Source organism: Mitsuaria sp. BK041 (assembly GCF_014193085.1).
Classification (GTDB): domain Bacteria; phylum Pseudomonadota; class Gammaproteobacteria; order Burkholderiales; family Burkholderiaceae_C; genus Roseateles.
Map to the genome: position 1 here is coordinate 1,215,732 of NZ_JACHYT010000002.1, position 17,879 is coordinate 1,233,610.

The 17,879-nt window shown below is 72.1% G+C and carries 15 protein-coding genes; 12 read left to right on the plus strand and 3 right to left on the minus strand.

Going from position 1 to position 17,879, the window contains the following annotated elements:
* Positions 1-43 precede the first annotated feature (43 nt).
* From FHT38_RS21215 to FHT38_RS21225, 3 genes are read right to left on the minus strand one after another with little or no spacing between them, the layout of a single operon-like run.
* Positions 44-1,120, minus strand: a complete 1,077-nt coding sequence (locus FHT38_RS21215; protein WP_183493127.1) for a homocysteine S-methyltransferase family protein — start codon at positions 1,118-1,120, stop codon at positions 44-46.
* Between the two features lie 40 nt (positions 1,121-1,160).
* Complete coding sequence (locus FHT38_RS21220) at positions 1,161-1,838, minus strand: DUF4197 domain-containing protein (RefSeq protein WP_183493128.1); 678 nt, start codon at positions 1,836-1,838, stop codon at positions 1,161-1,163.
* A complete protein-coding gene (locus FHT38_RS21225) occupies positions 1,819-2,886 on the minus strand; it encodes a fumarylacetoacetate hydrolase family protein (protein WP_147243053.1) in 1,068 nt (355 codons plus the stop codon). The genes FHT38_RS21220 and FHT38_RS21225 overlap by 20 nt, the downstream gene beginning before the upstream one ends.
* Before the next feature lie 163 nt (positions 2,887-3,049).
* On the opposite strand from FHT38_RS21225, the gene FHT38_RS21230 reads away from it, so the two are divergent.
* The 12 genes from FHT38_RS21230 to FHT38_RS21285 all read left to right on the plus strand — a co-directional run bounded on the left by FHT38_RS21230 (position 3,050) and on the right by FHT38_RS21285 (position 17,842).
* Positions 3,050-3,838, plus strand: coding sequence for a hypothetical protein (locus FHT38_RS21230; protein ID WP_221213995.1), 789 nt, complete (start codon positions 3,050-3,052; stop codon positions 3,836-3,838).
* Between the two features lie 219 nt (positions 3,839-4,057).
* Positions 4,058-4,363 (plus strand): DUF3567 domain-containing protein, encoded by a 306-nt coding sequence (locus FHT38_RS21235; RefSeq protein ID WP_099861963.1) that lies wholly within the window; start codon positions 4,058-4,060, stop codon positions 4,361-4,363.
* 127 nt (positions 4,364-4,490) lie between these two features.
* On the plus strand, positions 4,491-6,797 hold the full coding sequence (locus FHT38_RS21240; protein WP_183493130.1) for an ATP-binding protein: 2,307 nt from the start codon (positions 4,491-4,493) through the stop codon (positions 6,795-6,797).
* 10 nt (positions 6,798-6,807) lie between these two features.
* On the plus strand, positions 6,808-7,863 hold the full coding sequence (locus tag FHT38_RS21245; RefSeq protein WP_183493131.1) for a TraB/GumN family protein: 1,056 nt from the start codon (positions 6,808-6,810) through the stop codon (positions 7,861-7,863).
* Between the two features lie 91 nt (positions 7,864-7,954).
* On the plus strand, positions 7,955-8,626 hold the full coding sequence (locus FHT38_RS21250; protein WP_254783480.1) for a MarC family protein: 672 nt from the start codon (positions 7,955-7,957) through the stop codon (positions 8,624-8,626).
* Positions 8,627-8,732: 106 nt separating this feature from the next.
* Entirely contained in the window at positions 8,733-9,503 is a 771-nt protein-coding gene (locus FHT38_RS21255) for a PhaM family polyhydroxyalkanoate granule multifunctional regulatory protein (RefSeq protein WP_183493132.1), read from the plus strand.
* A gap of 29 nt (positions 9,504-9,532) precedes the next feature.
* Complete coding sequence (locus FHT38_RS21260; protein WP_183483272.1) at positions 9,533-10,672, plus strand: FIST N-terminal domain-containing protein; 1,140 nt, start codon at positions 9,533-9,535, stop codon at positions 10,670-10,672.
* Positions 10,672-11,616, plus strand: coding sequence for a transporter substrate-binding domain-containing protein (locus FHT38_RS21265; RefSeq protein WP_183493133.1), 945 nt, complete (start codon positions 10,672-10,674; stop codon positions 11,614-11,616). The genes FHT38_RS21260 and FHT38_RS21265 overlap by 1 nt, the downstream gene beginning before the upstream one ends.
* Before the next feature lie 88 nt (positions 11,617-11,704).
* A complete protein-coding gene (locus tag FHT38_RS21270) occupies positions 11,705-13,231 on the plus strand; it encodes an FAD-linked oxidase C-terminal domain-containing protein (protein ID WP_183493134.1) in 1,527 nt (508 codons plus the stop codon).
* Positions 13,231-14,409, plus strand: coding sequence for a glycolate oxidase subunit GlcE (gene glcE, locus FHT38_RS21275; protein WP_183493135.1), 1,179 nt, complete (start codon positions 13,231-13,233; stop codon positions 14,407-14,409). The genes FHT38_RS21270 and glcE overlap by 1 nt, the downstream gene beginning before the upstream one ends.
* 58 nt (positions 14,410-14,467) lie before the next feature.
* Entirely contained in the window at positions 14,468-15,718 is a 1,251-nt protein-coding gene (gene glcF / locus FHT38_RS21280; RefSeq protein ID WP_183493136.1) for a glycolate oxidase subunit GlcF, read from the plus strand.
* A 423-nt stretch (positions 15,719-16,141) separates the two neighbouring features.
* Entirely contained in the window at positions 16,142-17,842 is a 1,701-nt protein-coding gene (locus FHT38_RS21285; RefSeq protein WP_183493137.1) for an alkaline phosphatase family protein, read from the plus strand.
* Positions 17,843-17,879 lie beyond the last annotated feature (37 nt).

Sequence of the window (17,879 nt, forward strand, 5' to 3'; positions counted from 1 at the left end):
GCCCTCACCCCCGCCCTCTCCCGCGAAGTGGGAGAGGGAGGGATCAGACGCCTTCAGTGATCAGTCCGCTGAACAGCTTGCTGCCCCACGGGCGCGGCCGGTAGGCGGCGACCTTCTGCGCGATCGCGCGGATGTGGTCGGGCGTCGTGCCGCAGCAGCCGCCGGCGATGTTCAGGAAGCCGGCCGCGGCGAACTCGCCCACCAGCCGGCCGGTGACGTCCGGCGTCTCGTCGAAGCCGGTGTCACTCATCGGGTTGGGCAGGCCGGCATTCGGGTAGCAGGAGATCGGCGTGTCGCCGGCCGCCTTGGACAGTTCCTCGATGTAGGGCCGCATCAGCGCCGCGCCGAGCGCGCAGTTCAGGCCGATCGCCAGCGGCCGCGCGTGGCGCACCGAGTGCCAGAACGCCGTCACCGTCTGACCCGACAGGATGCGGCCCGACGCGTCGGTCACCGTGCCGGAGATGATCACCGGCAGGCGCTCGCCGGTGTCCTCCATCAGCTCGTCCACCGCGAAGATCGCGGCCTTGGCGTTGAGCGTGTCGAAGATGGTCTCGATCAGGAACAGGTCGACGCCGCCCTCGAGCAGTCCCTTGGCCTGCTCGTAATACGCGGCGCGCAGCGTGTCGAAGTCGACGTTGCGGGCGCCCGGGTCGTTCACGTCGGGACTGATGGACGCCGTGCGCGGCGTCGGGCCGAGTGCGCCGGCCGCGAAGCGCGGCTTGTCCGGCGTGCTGAACGCGTCGCAGGCCTCGCGCGCCAGGCGCGCCGCGGCGACGTTCATCTCGTAGGCGAAGGCCTCCAGCCCGTAGTCCTCCTGCGCGACGGTGGTCGTGCCGAAGGTGTTGGTCTCGATGATGTCGGCGCCGGCGTCCAGGTACTGGCGGTGGATCTCGCTGATGACCTCGGGCTTGGTCAGCACCAGCAGGTCGTTGTTGCCCTTGAGGTCCTTGGGATGGTCCGCGAAGCGCGCGCCGCGGAAGTCCGCCTCGGTCAGCTTGTAGCGCTGGATCATCGTCCCCATCGCGCCATCCAGGACGGCGATGCGTTGCGCCAGGAGGGCGGGCAATGCGGCGCCGCGGGTGTAGGCGGCGGCGGGACGGGCGGCGGTCGGGGCGTTCATGGGGCGCGATTGTAAAAAACCGCGCCCGGTCCCAGCCTTCTCATCCGCCAAAGACCTTCTTCAGGATGGCGCTGCCGGTGCCCACCGGGTCCTGGCGGATCTTCTTCTCCTCCTGGCCGATCATGAAATACAGCCCGTCCAGCGCCTTGTCGGTGACGTAGGACTGCAGGTTGGCGTCCTCCTTGCGGATCAGGCCGAAGCCCAGGGCCTTGCCGGCGACGGCGTTGTACTTCTCGCTCAGCGACTGGCGCTCGGTCGCCTTCGTCACGATCGGCAGGAAGCGGTCCGTCAGCGGCGAGCGCGTCTTGTCCTCGAAGAAGCGCGTCACCGCGTTGTCGCCGCCGCGCACGATCCGCACCGCGTCCTCGACGCTGATATTGCGCACGGTGTTGACCAGCAGCTGGCGCGCCTCGGGCATCGCCTGCTCGGCGGCGCGGTTCATCGAGGTCACCAGTTCGTCGATGCGCCGCCCCTGGCCGGTGGTGCGCAGCAGCCGGGCCGCGTCCTTGAGCGCGCCCGGCAGCTCGATGCGCACCTGCGGATTGCCCAGGAAGCCGTCGGTGCGGCCCAGGTTCGCGATCGCCGCCTGCGCGCCGCGCTCCAGGGCCGCGCGCACGCCGGAGGCGGCGTCGCCCTCGCTCAGGTTCAAGGCCATCGCCCAGGGCGAGGCGCAGCCCGCGCCCAGCAGCGCGATCAGGTCACGGCGAAGCAGGTTCATCGATGTCTCCTTCGGGGGTATCGGCCGCCGTGGTGGCGGCGGGCTCGGCGGGGTCGTCGCCCTCGGCCGGCGGCGTCGCGTCGGCATCGGCATCCGCGGCATCGATATCGGCGTCGGCATCGGCATCGGCCGCGAGGGACGAAGCCTGCTCCGATTCCGCGAGGTCCATGTCGATGGCGCCGAACGGGCCGGGTCCGTCACCGAGCTTGAACTCGATGCGCAGGCTGTCGCCGGCCTCGAGCACGACCGGCTTGCCCAGCACCGGCATGCCGGCGCCGACCAGCGTGCCGGCGCGCAGCGGCCGGTTGCGGGTGGCCTCGGCGAGCAGGTCGCCGAAGGACCACTGCATGCCGGCCTTCGCGTCGACGACGGCCTGCTTGCGCCCGTTGCGCATGATCTGCAGCTGCAGCGCCGCGCGACCGAGGTACCAGGCGCCGGGCAGTTCATCGGGCGTGAGGGCGACCGGCGCGAACTGCAGCGCCGGGCGGCTGTGCAGCGCCGGCCAGCCGTTGGCCAGTTCCTCCTGCTGGGCCGGCCGCAGCACCCAGTCGCTGACCAGCATCAGCAGCCGGACCGATTCCAGCGCCTGCGACGGCACCGCGCCCTGCGCCAGATCGCCGGTGAGGACCGCGAGTTGCGCCTCGGGCTCCAGGCCCGGCGCGCGCAGGTCCAGCGGATCGGCGGGCCCGAGCAGCGCCTCGGCGCCGCCGGCGCGCAGCAGCGGTGCGCTCAAGCGCTCCGGCCAGGCCAGGCCGCGCTCGCGCAGTGCCTGGCCCTGTCCGGGATAGGCCTCGCCGGCGATCCAGCCGGCCAGGCGCGGCAGCGGCGCCATGCACTGCCGGGGATCGAAGGCGAACGCATGCCGCGCGCGCCCCTGGTTCAGCGACAGCGACAGCGTCTCCAGCTGCGGCGCCATGAAGTTCCAGTCGTCGAGCACCTGCTGCAGGCGCGTGGCGATGCCGTTGGCATAGCATGCCTGGCTCAGGTCGCGCGACACGACCACCAGTTGGCCGTCGCGAGATCCATCGCGGTAGGTTGCGAGTTTCATTGTTGTGGTCGGACAGTCATTCGTCGGGCGAGCGTTGGCGGCATTTTCACCTCAGGATCGGAAGGCGCTCGGCGTCGCGCTCGCGGCTGCCGTGTTGCTGCATGCGGCCGTGATGAATGCGCTGTCGCGACGGCCCGCGCCCCGCGCGGTCGACGCGAGCGCGATGGCGACCCGCCTCATCGACGCGCCCCCGCGGCCCGAGTCCTTGGCGGCGCCCATCGCGTCGTCTATCGCGCCGTCCATCACGCCGCCTGCGACGACGCCGGAACGCGCGCCCGACGCGGTGCCCGCCATCGCGACCACAGCCCCGCGGCTCGCCGACGCCCGCCCCATCCCCGCGCTGCTCGCCCTGCCGCTGCGCGGTGAAGGATCGCTCGCCTATGCCTTCGTCATCGACGGCCAGCCCGGAGAGGCTTCGCTGAATTTCCGGATCGAGGACGGACGCTACGACATGACCCTGGAGCGCCGCGCCGGCGACCGTGAATTGCCGCTCTGGCGCAGCGAAGGTCGCGTCGGTCCGCAAGGTTTGCAGCCGGAACGTCATCGCGTGCGCCGTCAAGGCCGCGAGCGCGAGCTGCTTGTCTTCGACCAGGATGCCGTCCCGCCGCGTCTGCTTGTCGGCGCACGCGCCTACACGCTGTCGGCGGGCACGCAGGACCGCCTGTCGTGGTGGCTGCAGCTGGCGGCGCTGATGGCGGCCGAGCCCGCGCCGCATGTCGGCATGCGGCTGCGCATGCCGGTGGCCGGCGCGACCGGCGTGCACGACTGGGACTTCGAGGTGGTCGCGCGCGACGGCGACCGCTGGTTGCTGCAGCGCGCGCTGCGACGCGGCCCGGGCCGGCCCGCGCTGCAATGGTCGGCCTGGCTGGACGAACAGCGCGGTTTCCTGCCGGTGGACCTGCGTTTCAGCCTCGACGACGACGAGCAGTGGGCGCTCCGATTGCTGGATTGACCCTGCCGGTGTCGCGCGTGCCGGCACGACGGCCATGGCACGCGAACACGTTACGTTCCGTGAATCCGTGAAACCCTGTGCGGTTGGCACCACAAATGCTTGGGACCGGATGAATCCGTGCCGGCAAGTTCTGCCACCATGGGGTCATGGCCTGGTTGGGAGCGATGGGGCTTGAATCCATCGCGTCAGGCCATAACTCCTGTCACAAAGGAGTCCTTCATGCACATGCTCTACGACTCGCCGAGCTACATCGTCGTGCAGTTCGATGTTCCGGTCGACCCGTCCCCCGGTGACGCGGCGCATGCCGCGCAGGCGGACCACACCCACCTGCCCGCGCTGCAGCGCGATGGTTTCGAGATCGTCGACAAGTTCACCCGCAAGGAAATCTTCATCGAGGGCGCCCTGGCCCAGACCTTCCAGGAAGGCGTGGAGGCGCTGATCGAGCAAGGCCCGGACGTCGACGACCTCGACGCCTTCATCGCCACCTACGCCAACCTGGGCCAGCAGCCCGTCGTCATGCATTGACCCCCCGACCGGCCCCGGCGCCCTCCACCTGCGGGGGACCGGGGCTTGTCGCGCGGCACCCGCTGCGCCAAGATCGTGCGGCCATGCACCGCCCCAGGCGGTGAGGCCCTCCCCCTCCGCACGAATCATGGGCAAGCGCGCGCAGCCTCCGCTGGTGTCCCCGGGCCTGTCCGAGAGCCCGGTCCTGGATCGCATGTGCTCGCACTTCGTGCTGACGCTCACGGTCCGCCACGCCAACCGCTTCAACCCGCGCCGCGACCTCAGCGGCCTGCTCGCGCTGACCGCGCGGCACCTGGTCTGGCCCTCGCCGGTGCTGGCCCGCGTGCGGGGCTACCTCGCGCGCCGCTGCCAGGGGCATTCGCTCTGGGCCGGCCATGAGCGGCTGGGCGACGCCGCCTTCCTCGCGCGCCACGGCGTCTGGCGCGGCCCGTTCGCCGAGGCGACGCTGTTCTTCTACCTCGACGAATACATCAAGGACGCGCCCAAGGACCTGCTCGCGCTGCTGTCCTGCACCTGCGACGCGCTCGACGCGCAGCTGCGCAGCCAGTCCACGCTGGTGGAGCAGAACATCGACGTGCTAGGTCGCCTGCTGCAGCTCAACGCGGCGGAGCGCGCCCTGCTGCTCTACGGCACCCTCGCCCGCTACCAGCGCGAGCTGCGCGGCGCGTTGGTCGAGTTCAAGGTCAACACCGCGCAGGAGGCCTTCGCGGCGATCGCGGAGGTGGCGGGCGTCGATCCGCACGAGGTCGCGGAGGCCCTGCGCGCCGGCTCGCGGCTGGAGCGGGTCGGCATGATCGAGAACCTGATCGCCGAGCACAACATCACCGACCTCTCCGACCTGATGAAGGTCAGCGAGCAGCTGCCGCCGGTGCTGATGCGCGCCTACGACGGCCCGCAGGACCTGATGGCGGTGTTCACGCGCCCGGTCGCGCCCAGTCCGCTGCAGCGCGCCGACTTCGACTTCATCGCCGAGGACGTGGGCATCCTCGCCACCCTGCTGCGCCATGCGGTGACGCAGGGCCAGCCCGGCGTGAACGTGCTGATCTACGGCCCGCCGGGCACGGGCAAGACGGAGCTGGCCAAGGTCGCCGCGCGCGAGGCCGGGCTGACGCTCTACGAGGTCGAGTACGCCGACCGCGACGGCAATGCGCTGACCGGGCGCGACCGCTACCGCTCGCTGCAGATCAGCCAGGTCTTCCTGAAGGCCAGCCGCGAGGTGGCCCTGCTGTTCGACGAGGTCGAGGACGTGTTCCCGCACCTGAGCGGCGACGCGGCCCACCTGATGGCGCGGCTGGACGCGGCGCTGGAGGTGCCGGCGCCGATGGCCGTCAACGGCAAGGCCTGGGTCAACCAGATCCTGGAGAGCAACCCCGTCCCGGTGCTCTGGATCACCAACCGCATCGAGCACATCGACCCCGCCTTCCGGCGCCGCTTCCAGTACCACCTGGAGCTGACCTCGCCGCCGCCGGGCGCGCGGCTGGGCCTGGTGCGCAAGGCGCTGGAGGAACTGCCGGTGCCCGAGGGTTTCGCCGAGCGCCTGGCCGAGCGCCGCGGGCTGACGCCGGCGCAGGTGCGCACCGCCGTGCGCTTCGCCCGCCTGGCCGGGGGCGAGGCGGCCGCGGACGCCGTCGCCAACGAGCGGCTGGTCAGCCGGCAGCTGCTGCATGCCGACAAGGCGCTCGGCCTGGTCGACGTCTCGCCGCAGGCGCGTCCGGCGGCGACGCGTTATTCGCTCGACCTGATCCACTGCGAATGCCGCTTCGCGCTGCCGCGTCTGATCGAGGCGCTGCGCCGTCGCGGTCTGGGCACGCTGTGCTTCCACGGACCGCCGGGCAGCGGCAAGACCGCGCTGGCCGAGCACATCGCCGCGGAACTGCAGCGGCCGCTGATGGTGCGGCTGGCCAGCGACCTGATGTCCAAGTACGTCGGCGAGACCGAGCAGAACATGGCCCGCATGTTCGAGGCCGCCGCCGCCGAGGGCGCGGTGCTGCTGCTGGACGAGGCCGACAGCTTCCTGCGCAGCCGCCGCATGGCCGAGCGGCATTACGAGGTCAGCGAGGTCAACGAGATGCTGGCGGGCATGGAGCGCCATGCCGGCCTGTTCATCTGCACGACCAATGCCTTCGACGACCTCGACGAGGCGGCGCTGCGCCGCTTCAGCTTCAAGATCCGCTTCAAGCCGCTGCGGCCGGACCAGCGGCTGACGATGTTCGAGCGCGAACTGGGCCTGCCGCCCGATGAGCCGCAGGCCGACCGGTTGCGCGCGCTGGACGCGCTGACGCTGGGCGACTTCGCCGCGGTGCGGCAGCAGGCCGAGATCCTGGGCGAGGCGCTGTCGCCGGATGAATTCCTGACGCTGCTCGAGGCCGAGCACCGCGTGAAGCCGGACGTCCGCCGGCGCCGCCCGATGGGTTTCCGCCGGGGCGAGGCCTGACCCCCACGCCATGTTCTATGGCATCGTGCCGGGCATGCTGCTCTCGTTCCTCTTCCGCTGCCTCGCGCGACTGGTGTTCCGCTGCCTCGCGCGACTGAGCCAGGTAGCGCGCCGAGCGGTGCTCCTGCCGCTGACGCTCGCTTTGCTGCTCGGCACCGCCGCGCAAGCCGCTCCTGCCGCGGCCGCGCCGCCGCCCAAGGCCAACTGCCCCGCCGAGCCCGCGCCGCTGCCCGCCGCGCGTCTGGCCGCGCTCGCCAAGGATCGCGGCGTGATGTGGACGCTGAGCCGCGACGGCCGCACCTCCTACCTCTATGCCAGCCTGCATGTCGGCCGTCCCGCCTGGGCCGCGCCCGGACCGCGCCTGCTCGCCGCTCTGGCGCAGGTCGACGCGGTGGCGCTCGAACTCGATCCGCTGGACCGCGATGCCTGGCAGATGCCGCCGATGCCCGAGCTGCCGCTGGACGCCTCGCTGCGCCGCCGCCTGGACGCCCAGGCCGCCGCGGTCTGCCTGCCGCCGGGCGCGCTCGCGACGATGCATCCGCTGCTGCAGACCAGCACCTACATGCTGCTGCGCGCCCGCGCGCTGGGGCTGGACGTGCGGTACGGCCAGGAGATGCTGCTGAGCCAGTGGGCCCGCGAGCGCGGCCTGCCGGTGCTGGCGCTGGAGACGCTGCAGGGCCAGCTCGAGGCGCTGCTGCCCGCCGATGTCGACGCCGCCCGCCACGAGCTGCGGGCCAACCTGCGCCAGCTGGAGCGCCCCGCCACGCTGCTGCGCACGCTGGACACGATGGTCGCCGTCTACGACCGCGGCGACCTGGCGCGGCTGAACCGCTACGCCGAGTGGTGCGATTGCGTCACCGACGCCGCGGACCGCACGGCGCTGAGACGCATCAACGACGGTCGCAACCCGGCGCTCGCCGAGCGGATCGCCGAGCTGCACCAGCGCGGCCAGTCGCTGCTGGTTGCCGTCGGCGCGATGCACATGACCGGCCCGCGGGCGCTGCCCGCGCTGCTGCGGGAGCACGGCTTCGAGGTAACCCTGATGCCGCCCTCCGGATCGCGGTGACCGAGTTGCGGCACACTGGGCCGCCTTCGCGCCCGGCCCCGCCGCGGCGCCTTCCGCCAGACCCTTCCTTTTCCCTTCGGAGTCCCGCATCTTGGACCCCCTGCCGTCCTTCCTCCAATCGCTGTTCCTGGTGCCGCTGACGCTGCTGCCCATCATCAATCCGGTGGGCGTGGCCCCGATCGTCATCGGCGCGGCCGGCGGCGACGACAAGGTCCTCAAGCGGCTGTCGCGCCAGGTCGCGATCAACGGCTGGGTGGTGATCATGGTGTCGCTGCTGGTGGGCACCTACGTGCTGGACCTGTTCGGCATCTCGCTGCCGGTGGTGCGCGTGGGCGGCGGCCTGCTGGTGGCCTACAGCGCCTGGGTGATGCTGACCCGCAACGAGACCGACGACGTCCAGACCGCCGTGGTGCATTCGTCGCCCGGCGACATCAGCGAGGCCGAGATCGTGCGGCGCAGCTTCTTCCCCATCACCTTCCCGCTGACCACCGGCCCGGGCAGCATCGCCGCGGCGATCGCGCTGGGCGCGCAGATCCCGCGCTCGCCCATCCCCTACGTGATGCAGGCCGGCATCGCCGCGATCGGCGCGGCCATCACGGCGGCCGTCGTCTACCTGGTCTACCGCAACGGCGGCCGGCTGCTGATGCGCATGGGCGAGGTCGGCACCCTGGTCATGATGCGGCTGATGGCCTTCGTGCTGCTGTGCATCGGCATCCAGATCCTCTGGTCCGGCTGGGCCGACCTGAACCACATCCCGACCTGAGGCGACCCTCGCCCCGTCCTGCGCGGAGGCCTCCCGCCGCGGCGTAGGATCGACGCTCACGGCCGCGCCCAGGCAGGCGTCGCCGCAAGCCCACCGAGGAGACAGCATGGCGGACACCGACTTCAGCAAATTCGTTCCTGGCTTCGACTTCCTGCAGGGGCTGATGAAGAACGCCGGCGCCGCGATCCCCGGCTTCAACCAGTGGGTGGCCCCCACGCTGGACCCGCAGGAGCTGGACAAGCGCATCGACGAGCTGCGCACCGTGCAGTTCTGGCTCGAGAACAACGCCCGCATGCTGACCGCGACCATCCAGGCGCTCGAGGTGCAGCGCATGACGCTGTCCACGCTGCACGCGATGAACGTGCCGATGGCCGACCTCAAGGATGCGCTGAAGACCCCCGTGCCGCCGCCCTTCCCGGGGGCGTCGTCCCCTTCGTCGCCGTCCCCGTCGTCCGCGCCGGCCCCGGCATCGAAGGCCACGACGGCCGGGCCGTCCTCATCGCCTGCCGCCGAGCCCGCATCGAAGGCCGCGCCGGCCGAGGACGCCGCCGAGCCGGCCAAGGCGCCCGCGGCGCCCGGCGCCAAGCCCGCCGGCGCCGACCCGATGCAGTGGTGGAACGCCCTCACCCAGCAATTCACGCAGGTCGCGGCCAACGCGATGAAGAGCGCGCAGACCGCGGCGTCGGTCGCCACGGCGGCGTCCACGGTCGCCGCCTCGTCGGCCGCGCCGGCGGGCCGGCCCGCGGCGACGCGCCCCTCCGCCGCGAAGGGCACGGCGAAGGCATCGACGGATCGCGCGCCCAGAGCGCCGGCCAAGTCGGCGGCCAAGGCCTCGCCGGCCCGCAAGACGACCGCTTCCAAACGCAAGACTCCCTGAGCCTCCCGCAGTTCCCCCGAGGGCCGTCCATGCCTCGTTTCCTCCAGGCTCACGCCACCCATCCCGACCCCCACATGGCGCTGGCCCTGGCCGGCGCGCAGCTGGAGGGCCAGCGCGCCGGCATGACGCCGACGCTGGGCTTCCTCTACCTGACCCACCCCTACGTGCCGCAGGCGCAGGCGCTGCTGGACGAGGTCCGCCAGCGCTGGCCCGGCTGCGGCTGGGTCGGCGCGTCGGCGCTGGCGGTGAGCGCCAGCGGCGTCGAGTATTTCGACGAGCCGGCGCTGGTCGTCATGCTCTGCGACCTGCCGCCGGACCAGTGGCGCATCTTTTCCGGCCGCCAGCCGCTGCCGCCCGAGGGCGAGGCGCGCAGCCTGCTGTTGCACGCCGACGGCGGCACGCCCGATCTGCAGGAGCTGATCGGCGAGCTGGCCCAGCGCTGCAGCAGCGGCTACCTGTTCGGCGGCCTGGTGAGCGGCGGTGACGACGCGGTGCAGATCGCCGACGGCGTCTTCGCCGGCGGCCTGTCGGGCCTGGCGCTCGGACCGGAGGTGCGCTGGATCTCGCGCGTCAGCCAGGGCTGCCAGCCGCTGGGTCGCGAGCGCCGCGTCACCGCCTGCGACGGCCCGCTGGTCACGGAACTCGACGGCCTGCCCGCGCTCGACGCCCTGCTCGAGGACCTGAAGCTGCCCGCGTACACCGGCGAGTCCGGCTCGCTGCGCCAGGCGATGCCGCTGTTCCGGCGCACGCTGGTGGGATTGAACGACGAGCCCGGCGCCCGCCGCGAATACGGCCCCGAGGTCCGCGTCCGCCACCTGGTCGGCCTGGATCCGGGCCGCCGCGGCATCGCCGTCGCCGAGCAGCTGCGGACCGGCGAGCTGCTGAGCTTCTGCGAACGCCATCCCGACGCCGCGCGCCGCGACCTGGTGCGCATCTGCACCGAGATCCGCGCCGAGGCCGAGGAGCGCGGCGCCCACATGGCCGGCGCCCTCTACGTCAGCTGCACCGGTCGCGGCGGACCGCACTTCGGCGCGCCCTCGGCCGAACTGCAGTGGGTGCAGCACGCGCTCGGCGAGGTGCCACTGGCCGGCTTCTTCGCCAACGGCGAGATCGCCCACGCGCGGCTGCATGGCTACACCGGCGTGCTGACCGTCTTCCTGGATCGCTGATGCCGGCGCGTCGCCACCTGCTCCAGGTCGCCGCGGCCTCGGCGCTGGGCACCGCGCTGCCGCTGCGGGCCGCCCGCGACGTCGCCGCCCGCCCCGGCGCGACGCCGCCCGACCCGCAGGCGTCGGGCGCCCCGGCGGCCGAGCCCGCCACCGTCGTCTATCCGCGCCACCTGCCCCAGCAGGACCGGCAGGTCGATTACTTCATCAGCCTGCTGCATGCCGCGCTGCAGCGCAGCGGCGCGCGCTACACGCTGATCCCGACGCAGTCGGAGATGGTCCAGAGCCGCGCGCTGCTGGAGATGGCCAGCGACGATCCCGGCATCGACGTCTTCTGGACCATGACCGACCCGCAGCGCGAGCAGACGCTGCTGCCGGTGCGCATCCCGCTGGACCGCGGCCTGATCGGCTGGCGCCTGTGCCTGACCCGCGACGACGACCGCGACCGCCTGCGCCAGGTCCGGGACCTGCGCGACCTGGCGCGCCTGACCGCCGGACAGATGCACGACTGGCCCGACACCGCCGTGCTGCGCGCCAACGGCCTGCCGGTGCAGGTGAGCACGCATTACCAGGGGCTGTTCCAGATGCTGTCGCAGGGGCGCTTCGACTACTTCCCGCGCTCGATCTTCGAGATCGACGCGGAGCTGGCCAGCTTCCCCGAGCAGCGCCTGGCCATCGACAGCGCGCTGCTGCTGCACTACCCGGCGGCGCTCTACATGTTCGTGCGGCCGGGCCGGCCACGGCTGGCGGCGGACCTCACGCGCGGCATGGAGGCGCTGGTCGCCGACGGCAGCTTCGAGCGGCTGTCGCGACAGCTGTTCGGAGAGCTCGTGCGGCGCCACAGCGTCGACCAGCGCCGCGTGCTGCGCCTGCGCAATCCGCTGCTGCCGCCGCGCACGCCGCTGGACCGCCGGGCGCTGTGGTGGCCGCTGCCCGGCGGGCGCTGAATCTCCCCCCGATGAGCGGTCGCGCTCCCCCCATCGCCGGCGCGCCGGTTCAGGCCCGGGTCAGCGCGCGCGGCTACAGTTCGACGCCATGACCGCCGTCCTCCCCTCGACCCACGAGCCGCCCGGCCAGCAGGCTGCGGCGCTGGCCGCGTTCCGCGCCGGGCGACGCGCGGCGCTGGTCCAGGCCCTGGGCGCGGTGGTGCCGCCGCACGCGCTGCTGTGGCAGGACGAGCAGACCCGCCCCTATGAATGCGACGGCCTGACCGCCTACCGGGAGCGCCCGCTGGCGGTCGCGCTGCCGGAGACCGAAGCGCAGGTCGCCGGCGTGCTCAAGGCCTGCCACGCGCTGGGCGTGCCGGTGGTCGCGCGCGGCGCCGGCACCGGGCTGTCCGGCGGCGCGATGCCGCATGCCGAGGGCCTGACGCTGGCGCTGGCCAAGTTCAACCGCATCCTCGGCATCGACCCGCTGGCGCGGACCGCGCGCGTGCAATGCGGCGTGCGCAACCTGGCGATCTCCGAGGCCGCGGCGGCGCACGGTCTCTACTACGCGCCGGACCCGAGCAGCCAGATCGCCTGCACCATCGGCGGCAACGTCGCGGAGAACTCCGGCGGCGTGCATTGCCTCAAGTACGGCCTGACGCTGCACAACGTGCTGAAGGTGCGTGGCTTCACCGTCGAGGGCGAGCCGGTCGAGTTCGGCTCCGAGGCGCTGGACGCCGCCGGGCTGGACCTGCTCAGCGTGGTCGTCGGCAGCGAAGGCATGCTGGCGGTGGTGACCGAGGTCGTCGTCAAGCTGACGCCCAAGCCGCAGCGCGCGCGCTGCATCATGGCCAGCTTCGGCGACCTGCGCCGGGCCGGCGACGCGGTGGCCGCGATCATCGCGGCCGGCATCATCCCGGCCGGCCTGGAGATGATGGACAAGCCGATGACCGCCGCGGTCGAGGACTTCGTCCACGCCGGCTACGACCTCGACGCCGAGGCCATCCTGCTGTGCGAGAGCGACGGCACGCCGGAGGAGGTCGAGGAGGAGATCGGCCGCATGAGCGAGGTGCTGCGCGCCAGCGGCGCCACGCGGCTGGAGGTCAGTGCGGACGAGGCGCAGCGGCTGCGCTTCTGGAGCGGCCGCAAGAACGCGTTCCCGGCCTCGGGGCGGATCAGCCCGGACTACATGTGCATGGACTCGACCATCCCGCGCAAGCGCCTGGCCGACATCCTGCTGGCGATCCAGGAGATGGAGCGCAAGTACGGCCTGCGCTGCGCCAACGTCTTCCACGCCGGCGACGGCAACCTGCATCCGCTGATCCTGTTCGACGCCAACGATGCCGACCAGCTGCACCGCTGCGAGCGCTTCGGCGCCGAGATCCTGGAGACCAGCGTCGCGATGGGCGGCACGGTGACCGGCGAGCATGGCGTCGGCGTGGAGAAGCTCAACAGCATGTGCGTCCAGTTCTCGCCGCAGGAGCGCGAACGGATGCTGGCCCTGAAGCGGGCCTTCGACCCGCAAGGGCTGCTCAACCCCGGCAAGGTGATCCCGACGCTGCAGCGCTGCGCCGAGTACGGCCGCATGCACGTCAAGCGCGGCGCGCTCGCCTTCCCCGACCTGGAGCGATTCTGATGACGGTGCAAGCAGAGGATTTCGAGCGCGGGCCGGCGCCCGTCGCGACGCCGCCCGAGCCGGCGGAGTTCGTCCGCGCGACGCAGCTGATCGACGCGCTGGAGGCGATGGCCGAGCGTTTCCGCGAGGGCCGCCCGGTGCGCTTCACCGGCCACGGCAGCAAGGATTTCTACGGCGGCCCGCTCGGCGACGCGACGCCGCTGTCGACGCAGGCGCTCAACGGCGTGATGGCCTATGAGCCGAGCGAGCTCTACGTGACCGCCGCCGCCGGCACGCCGGTGGCCGAGGTCGAGGCGCTGCTGGCGCGCCACGGCCAGCACCTGGCCTTCGAGCCGCCGCGGTTCGTCGGCGCGGCCTCGGGCGGCACCGGCACCGTCGGCGGCATGGTCGCGACCGGCCTCTCGGGCCCGGCGCGCGCCAGCGCCGGCGCGGTGCGCGATCACGTGCTCGGCCTGACGCTGCTCGATGCCAAGGGCGAGCTGCTGCACTTCGGCGGCACGGTGATGAAAAACGTCGCCGGTTATGACGTCTCGCGCCTGATGGCCGGCTCGATGGGCGTGCTGGGGCTGATCGCGCAGGTCACGCTGAAGGTGCTGCCGATGCCGGTGGCCACGGTGACGCTGCGCTTCGAGTTCGGCCAGGAGGAGGCGCTGCTGCAGATGAACCGCTGGGGCGGGCAGCCGCTGCCGCTGTCGGCCACGGCCTGGTGGGATGGCGCGCTGGTGGCGCGGCTGTCCGGCGCCGAGGCCGCCGTCGCCGCGGCGGTGCGCAAGCTGGGCGGCGACGTCATCCCGGAGGCGATGGCCGCGCCGTTCTGGCAGGGCCTGCGCGACCAGAGCGACGAGTTCTTCCTCGGCGCGCGCCGGGCCGTCCAGGGCGGCGCGACGCTGTGGCGGATCGCGGTGCCGTCGACGACGCTGGCGATGTCGCTGCACGGCGAGCAGCTGATCGAATGGGGCGGCGCGCAGCGCTGGGTGGTCACGCCGATGGCGCCGGCGCAGCTGCGCGAGCTGGTCGCCGCGGCCGGCGGCCACGCGACGATGTTCTATGCGAACGACAAGACGGCCGGCACCTTCTCGCCACTCGGGCCGCAGCTGACGCGCATCCACAAGGAGTTGAAGCGGCAGTTCGATCCGGCGGGGATCTTCAATCCCGGCCGGCTCTATCCGGACCTCTGACCGCCGTTCGCCACGCCCCCAGCCCGCCGCAGCAAGCCCGCCGACCGCAAGCCCACCGATGCAGACCCACCTGGCCCCCGAGTTCCAAGGCACCCCGGAAGGCAGCGCGGCCGAGGCCATCCTGCGCCGCTGCGTGCATTGCGGCTTCTGCACGGCGACCTGCCCGACCTACCAGTTGCTCGGCGACGAGCTCGACGGACCGCGCGGCCGCATCTACCTGATCAAGCAGGTGCTGGAGGGCGAGACGCCGACGGCCGCCACGCAGCAGCACCTGGACCGCTGCCTGACCTGCCGCAACTGCGAGAGCACCTGCCCGTCCGGCGTCCAGTACGGCCAGCTCGTGGAGATCGGCCGGCAGGTCGTCGAGGCCAAGGTCGAGCGCCCGCGCGAGGAGCGCGTCAAGCGCTGGCTGCTCAAGGAAGGGCTGACCTCGCCGCTGTTCAAGCCGGCACTGCGGCTCGGCCAGGCGCTGCGGCCGCTGGTGCCGGGCGCGCTGAAGGACAAGGTGCCGCCGGCGGCCGGCCCGCGCGCGCATCAGTGGCCACGGCGCGCGCACCCCCGCAAGGTGCTGATGCTGATGGGCTGCGTGCAGCCGGCCATGATGCCCAACATCAACGCGGCGACGGCCCGCGTGCTGGACGCCGCCGGCGTGCAGACCCTGGTGGCCGACGAGGCCGGCTGCTGCGGGGCGATCCGGGCTCATCTGAACGACCATCCTGGCGGCCTGGACGACGCGCGCCGCAACATCGACGCCTGGTGGCCGATGGTCGACGGCCACGGCGGCGAGGTCGAGGCGATCGTCATGAACGCTTCCGGCTGCGGCGTCCAGGTCAAGGATTACGGCCGCCTGCTGGCGCACGACCCGCACTACGCCGGGAAGGCCGCGCGCGTGTCGACGCTGACGCGCGACCTCAGCGAGTACCTGCCCGCGCTGGTCCCGGCCCTGCGCTCGCGGCTGGGGCAGGACCGGCCGGGTGCCCGGCCGCGCCTGGCCTACCACCCGCCCTGCACGCTGCAGCACGGCCAGCAGCTGCGCGGCGGTGTCGAGGGCCTGATGCGGGAACTCGGCTTCGAGATCGCGACCGCGCCCTCGGAGAGCCATCTGTGCTGCGGTTCGGCCGGCACGTATTCCGTGCTGCAACCGGTGCTGTCCAAGCAGCTGCGCGAGCGCAAGCTCGCCGCGCTGGCGCCGCTGGCCGCCGAGGCGATCGTCTCCGCCAACATCGGCTGCATCCAGCACCTGCAGTCGGGCACCGGCACGCCGGTGCGCCACTGGATCGAAGTCCTGGACGACGCGCTGACCGCCTGAGCCGGGCCCTCTCGTCACCGTCTTGTCACCGCGATCGTGCGTCGCGCTGCGGATGGACCTGCGGAACGTCGCATCGACGCATCACTCGCCGCACAAACCCCGCCCACTTGAGGAGGAGTTCTCACATCTGAGGCCCGGCCCCGGGCAAACCCGGGCATGCGCATTGCCTGCGGCCCGCAGAATCGCCTCCCATAACAGGAGGGGAGCGCGTCAAGCGATCCAACCAGAAAGTGAAGAAGGCCGGTCACCATGTGGGGACCGGCCTTTTTTCCGTCCAGGATCCGGCGTGAGGCGCCCAGGTTCAGGGTTTTCCCGTTGCGCAGGATGAGCACGGAAGCTGTCAGACGCCCGCCATGTGGCGGCCGGACGCGGATACTCCGCAGTCCTCCCTGCTTCAGCGGCTCCGCGGAGCCCCGACCCGCCATGACCCTGACCCGTCGCACCTGGCTGCTGGTGCCCGTCCTGGCCGCGCTGACCGCCTGCGCCAACGCGCCTGCTCCCTCCGCCACCGGACCGGTCGCGGCAAGCCCTGACCCCACCGCCTCCCCCTTCACGGCGAAGAAATCGCCCCGACTGGTGGTCTTCATGGTGATTGACGGCCTGCCCATCCGGCAGGTGCTGGGCTACCGCGACCAATTGCAGCCCGACGGTTTCAAACGCTTCCTGGACCGCGGCGCCTGGTTCGCCAACGCGTATTACGGCCATGGCTACACGGTCACCGCAGCCGGTCACTCGATCATGCTCAGCGGCGCCTATCCGCAGCGCAGCGGCATCATCGGCAACGAGTGGCGCGATCCGATGACCGGCACGCCGCAATACAACACCGCCGATCCGCGCTACCAGTACATCGGCAACAACACCGAGCCCCTGGCCGGCACCAGCCCGGAGAACTACAAGGTCGAGACCGTCGGCGACGTGCTGCGCACGCTGCAGCCCGCCGCCAAGGTGATCGGCATCTCCGGCAAGGACCGCGGCGCCATCCTGCCCGCCGGCCACAAGGGCACGGCCTACATGTACATGGGCGGCACTGGCCAATTCGCGTCCTCCACCTATTACATGGACCGGCATCCGGCCTGGGTCGACGCCTTCAACGCCGCCAAGCCGGCCGACCAGTTCTTCGGCAAGACCTGGGCCCCGATGCTGCCGGAGGCCGCCTACGCGCGCAGCGTGCCGGACGGCCAGCCCTGGCAGGCCAACAGCGGCAACGGCAACCGGCTGCCAGCCGTCCTGGGCGCCGGCATGGACGGCCCCGGTCCGCGCTTCTACGGCAACATCCTGCCCTCGCCGTTCGGCGACGAACTGACGCTGGCCTTCGCCCGCGCCGCCGTCGAGGGCGAGCGGCTCGGCGCGGATGAGCAGACCGACCTCCTGTCGGTGAGCCTGTCCAGCCACGACTACATCAACCACGCCTTCGGCCCCGAGTCGCGGCTGTCGCACGACCACTTCCTCCATCTGGATGCCCACCTGCAGTCGTGGTTCCAATACCTGGACGCGAAGGTCGGCCGCGACAACTACGTCGCCGTGCTGACCGCCGACCACGGCTTCACCGACACACCCGAATGGGCGAAGTCGCAAGGCCGCGACGCCGGCCGGATCAATCCGGCACAGGCCGTGGGCTTCGTCAACGCGGGACTGGCGAAACAGTTCGGCGAAGGCCGCTGGGTGGTCGGCCTGTCCGGCACTGGCCTGATCTTCGACGAGGCCGCCATCCAGGCGAAGGGCCTGAAGCAGGACGAGGTCTATGCGGCGGCGCAGGCGCTGGTGCAGCAGGTCGAGGGCGTGCAGGTCGCGTTCACGCGGGCGCAGCTCGCCGGCACCGACACCGCGACGCCCTACCTCGAGCAGATGCGCAGGTCCTGGTATCCGGGCATCGCGGCGCCGCTGCAGGTGGTGCCCAAGCCGGGCTGGATCTTCGGTTCGCGCCTGATGGGCACGACCCACGGCAGCCCCTACGAGGACGACACGCACGTGCCGCTGCTGACCTGGGGCCCGGCCTGGGTCGGGCAGGGCCGCATCGAGCAGCGCGTGGAGATCGTCGACCTCGCACCGACGCTGTCGGCCCTGCTCCACATTCCCGCGCCGCGGCAGGCGCAGGGCCGCTTGCTGCCCCTGCCGGCGCGCTGATCGCCCCGCCGGGCCGGCGAATCCCCCCATTCACCGC

Coding starts and splice junctions, on each gene's coding strand:
- FHT38_RS21240 (WP_183493130.1), top strand. CDS start 4,491: ATGGGCAAGCGCGCGCAGCCTCCGCTGGTGTCCCCGGGCCTGTCCGAG.
- glcF (WP_183493136.1), top strand. CDS start 14,468: ATGCAGACCCACCTGGCCCCCGAGTTCCAAGGCACCCCGGAAGGCAGC.
- FHT38_RS21220 (WP_183493128.1), bottom strand. CDS start 1,838: ATGAACCTGCTTCGCCGTGACCTGATCGCGCTGCTGGGCGCGGGCTGC.
- FHT38_RS21265 (WP_183493133.1), top strand. CDS start 10,672: ATGCCGGCGCGTCGCCACCTGCTCCAGGTCGCCGCGGCCTCGGCGCTG.
- FHT38_RS21235 (WP_099861963.1), top strand. CDS start 4,058: ATGCACATGCTCTACGACTCGCCGAGCTACATCGTCGTGCAGTTCGAT.
- FHT38_RS21230 (WP_221213995.1), top strand. CDS start 3,050: ATGGCGACCCGCCTCATCGACGCGCCCCCGCGGCCCGAGTCCTTGGCG.
- FHT38_RS21255 (WP_183493132.1), top strand. CDS start 8,733: ATGGCGGACACCGACTTCAGCAAATTCGTTCCTGGCTTCGACTTCCTG.
- FHT38_RS21260 (WP_183483272.1), top strand. CDS start 9,533: ATGCCTCGTTTCCTCCAGGCTCACGCCACCCATCCCGACCCCCACATG.
- FHT38_RS21225 (WP_147243053.1), bottom strand. CDS start 2,886: ATGAAACTCGCAACCTACCGCGATGGATCTCGCGACGGCCAACTGGTG.
- glcE (WP_183493135.1), top strand. CDS start 13,231: ATGACGGTGCAAGCAGAGGATTTCGAGCGCGGGCCGGCGCCCGTCGCG.
- FHT38_RS21215 (WP_183493127.1), bottom strand. CDS start 1,120: ATGAACGCCCCGACCGCCGCCCGTCCCGCCGCCGCCTACACCCGCGGC.
- FHT38_RS21285 (WP_183493137.1), top strand. CDS start 16,142: ATGACCCTGACCCGTCGCACCTGGCTGCTGGTGCCCGTCCTGGCCGCG.
- FHT38_RS21270 (WP_183493134.1), top strand. CDS start 11,705: ATGACCGCCGTCCTCCCCTCGACCCACGAGCCGCCCGGCCAGCAGGCT.
- FHT38_RS21245 (WP_183493131.1), top strand. CDS start 6,808: ATGTTCTATGGCATCGTGCCGGGCATGCTGCTCTCGTTCCTCTTCCGC.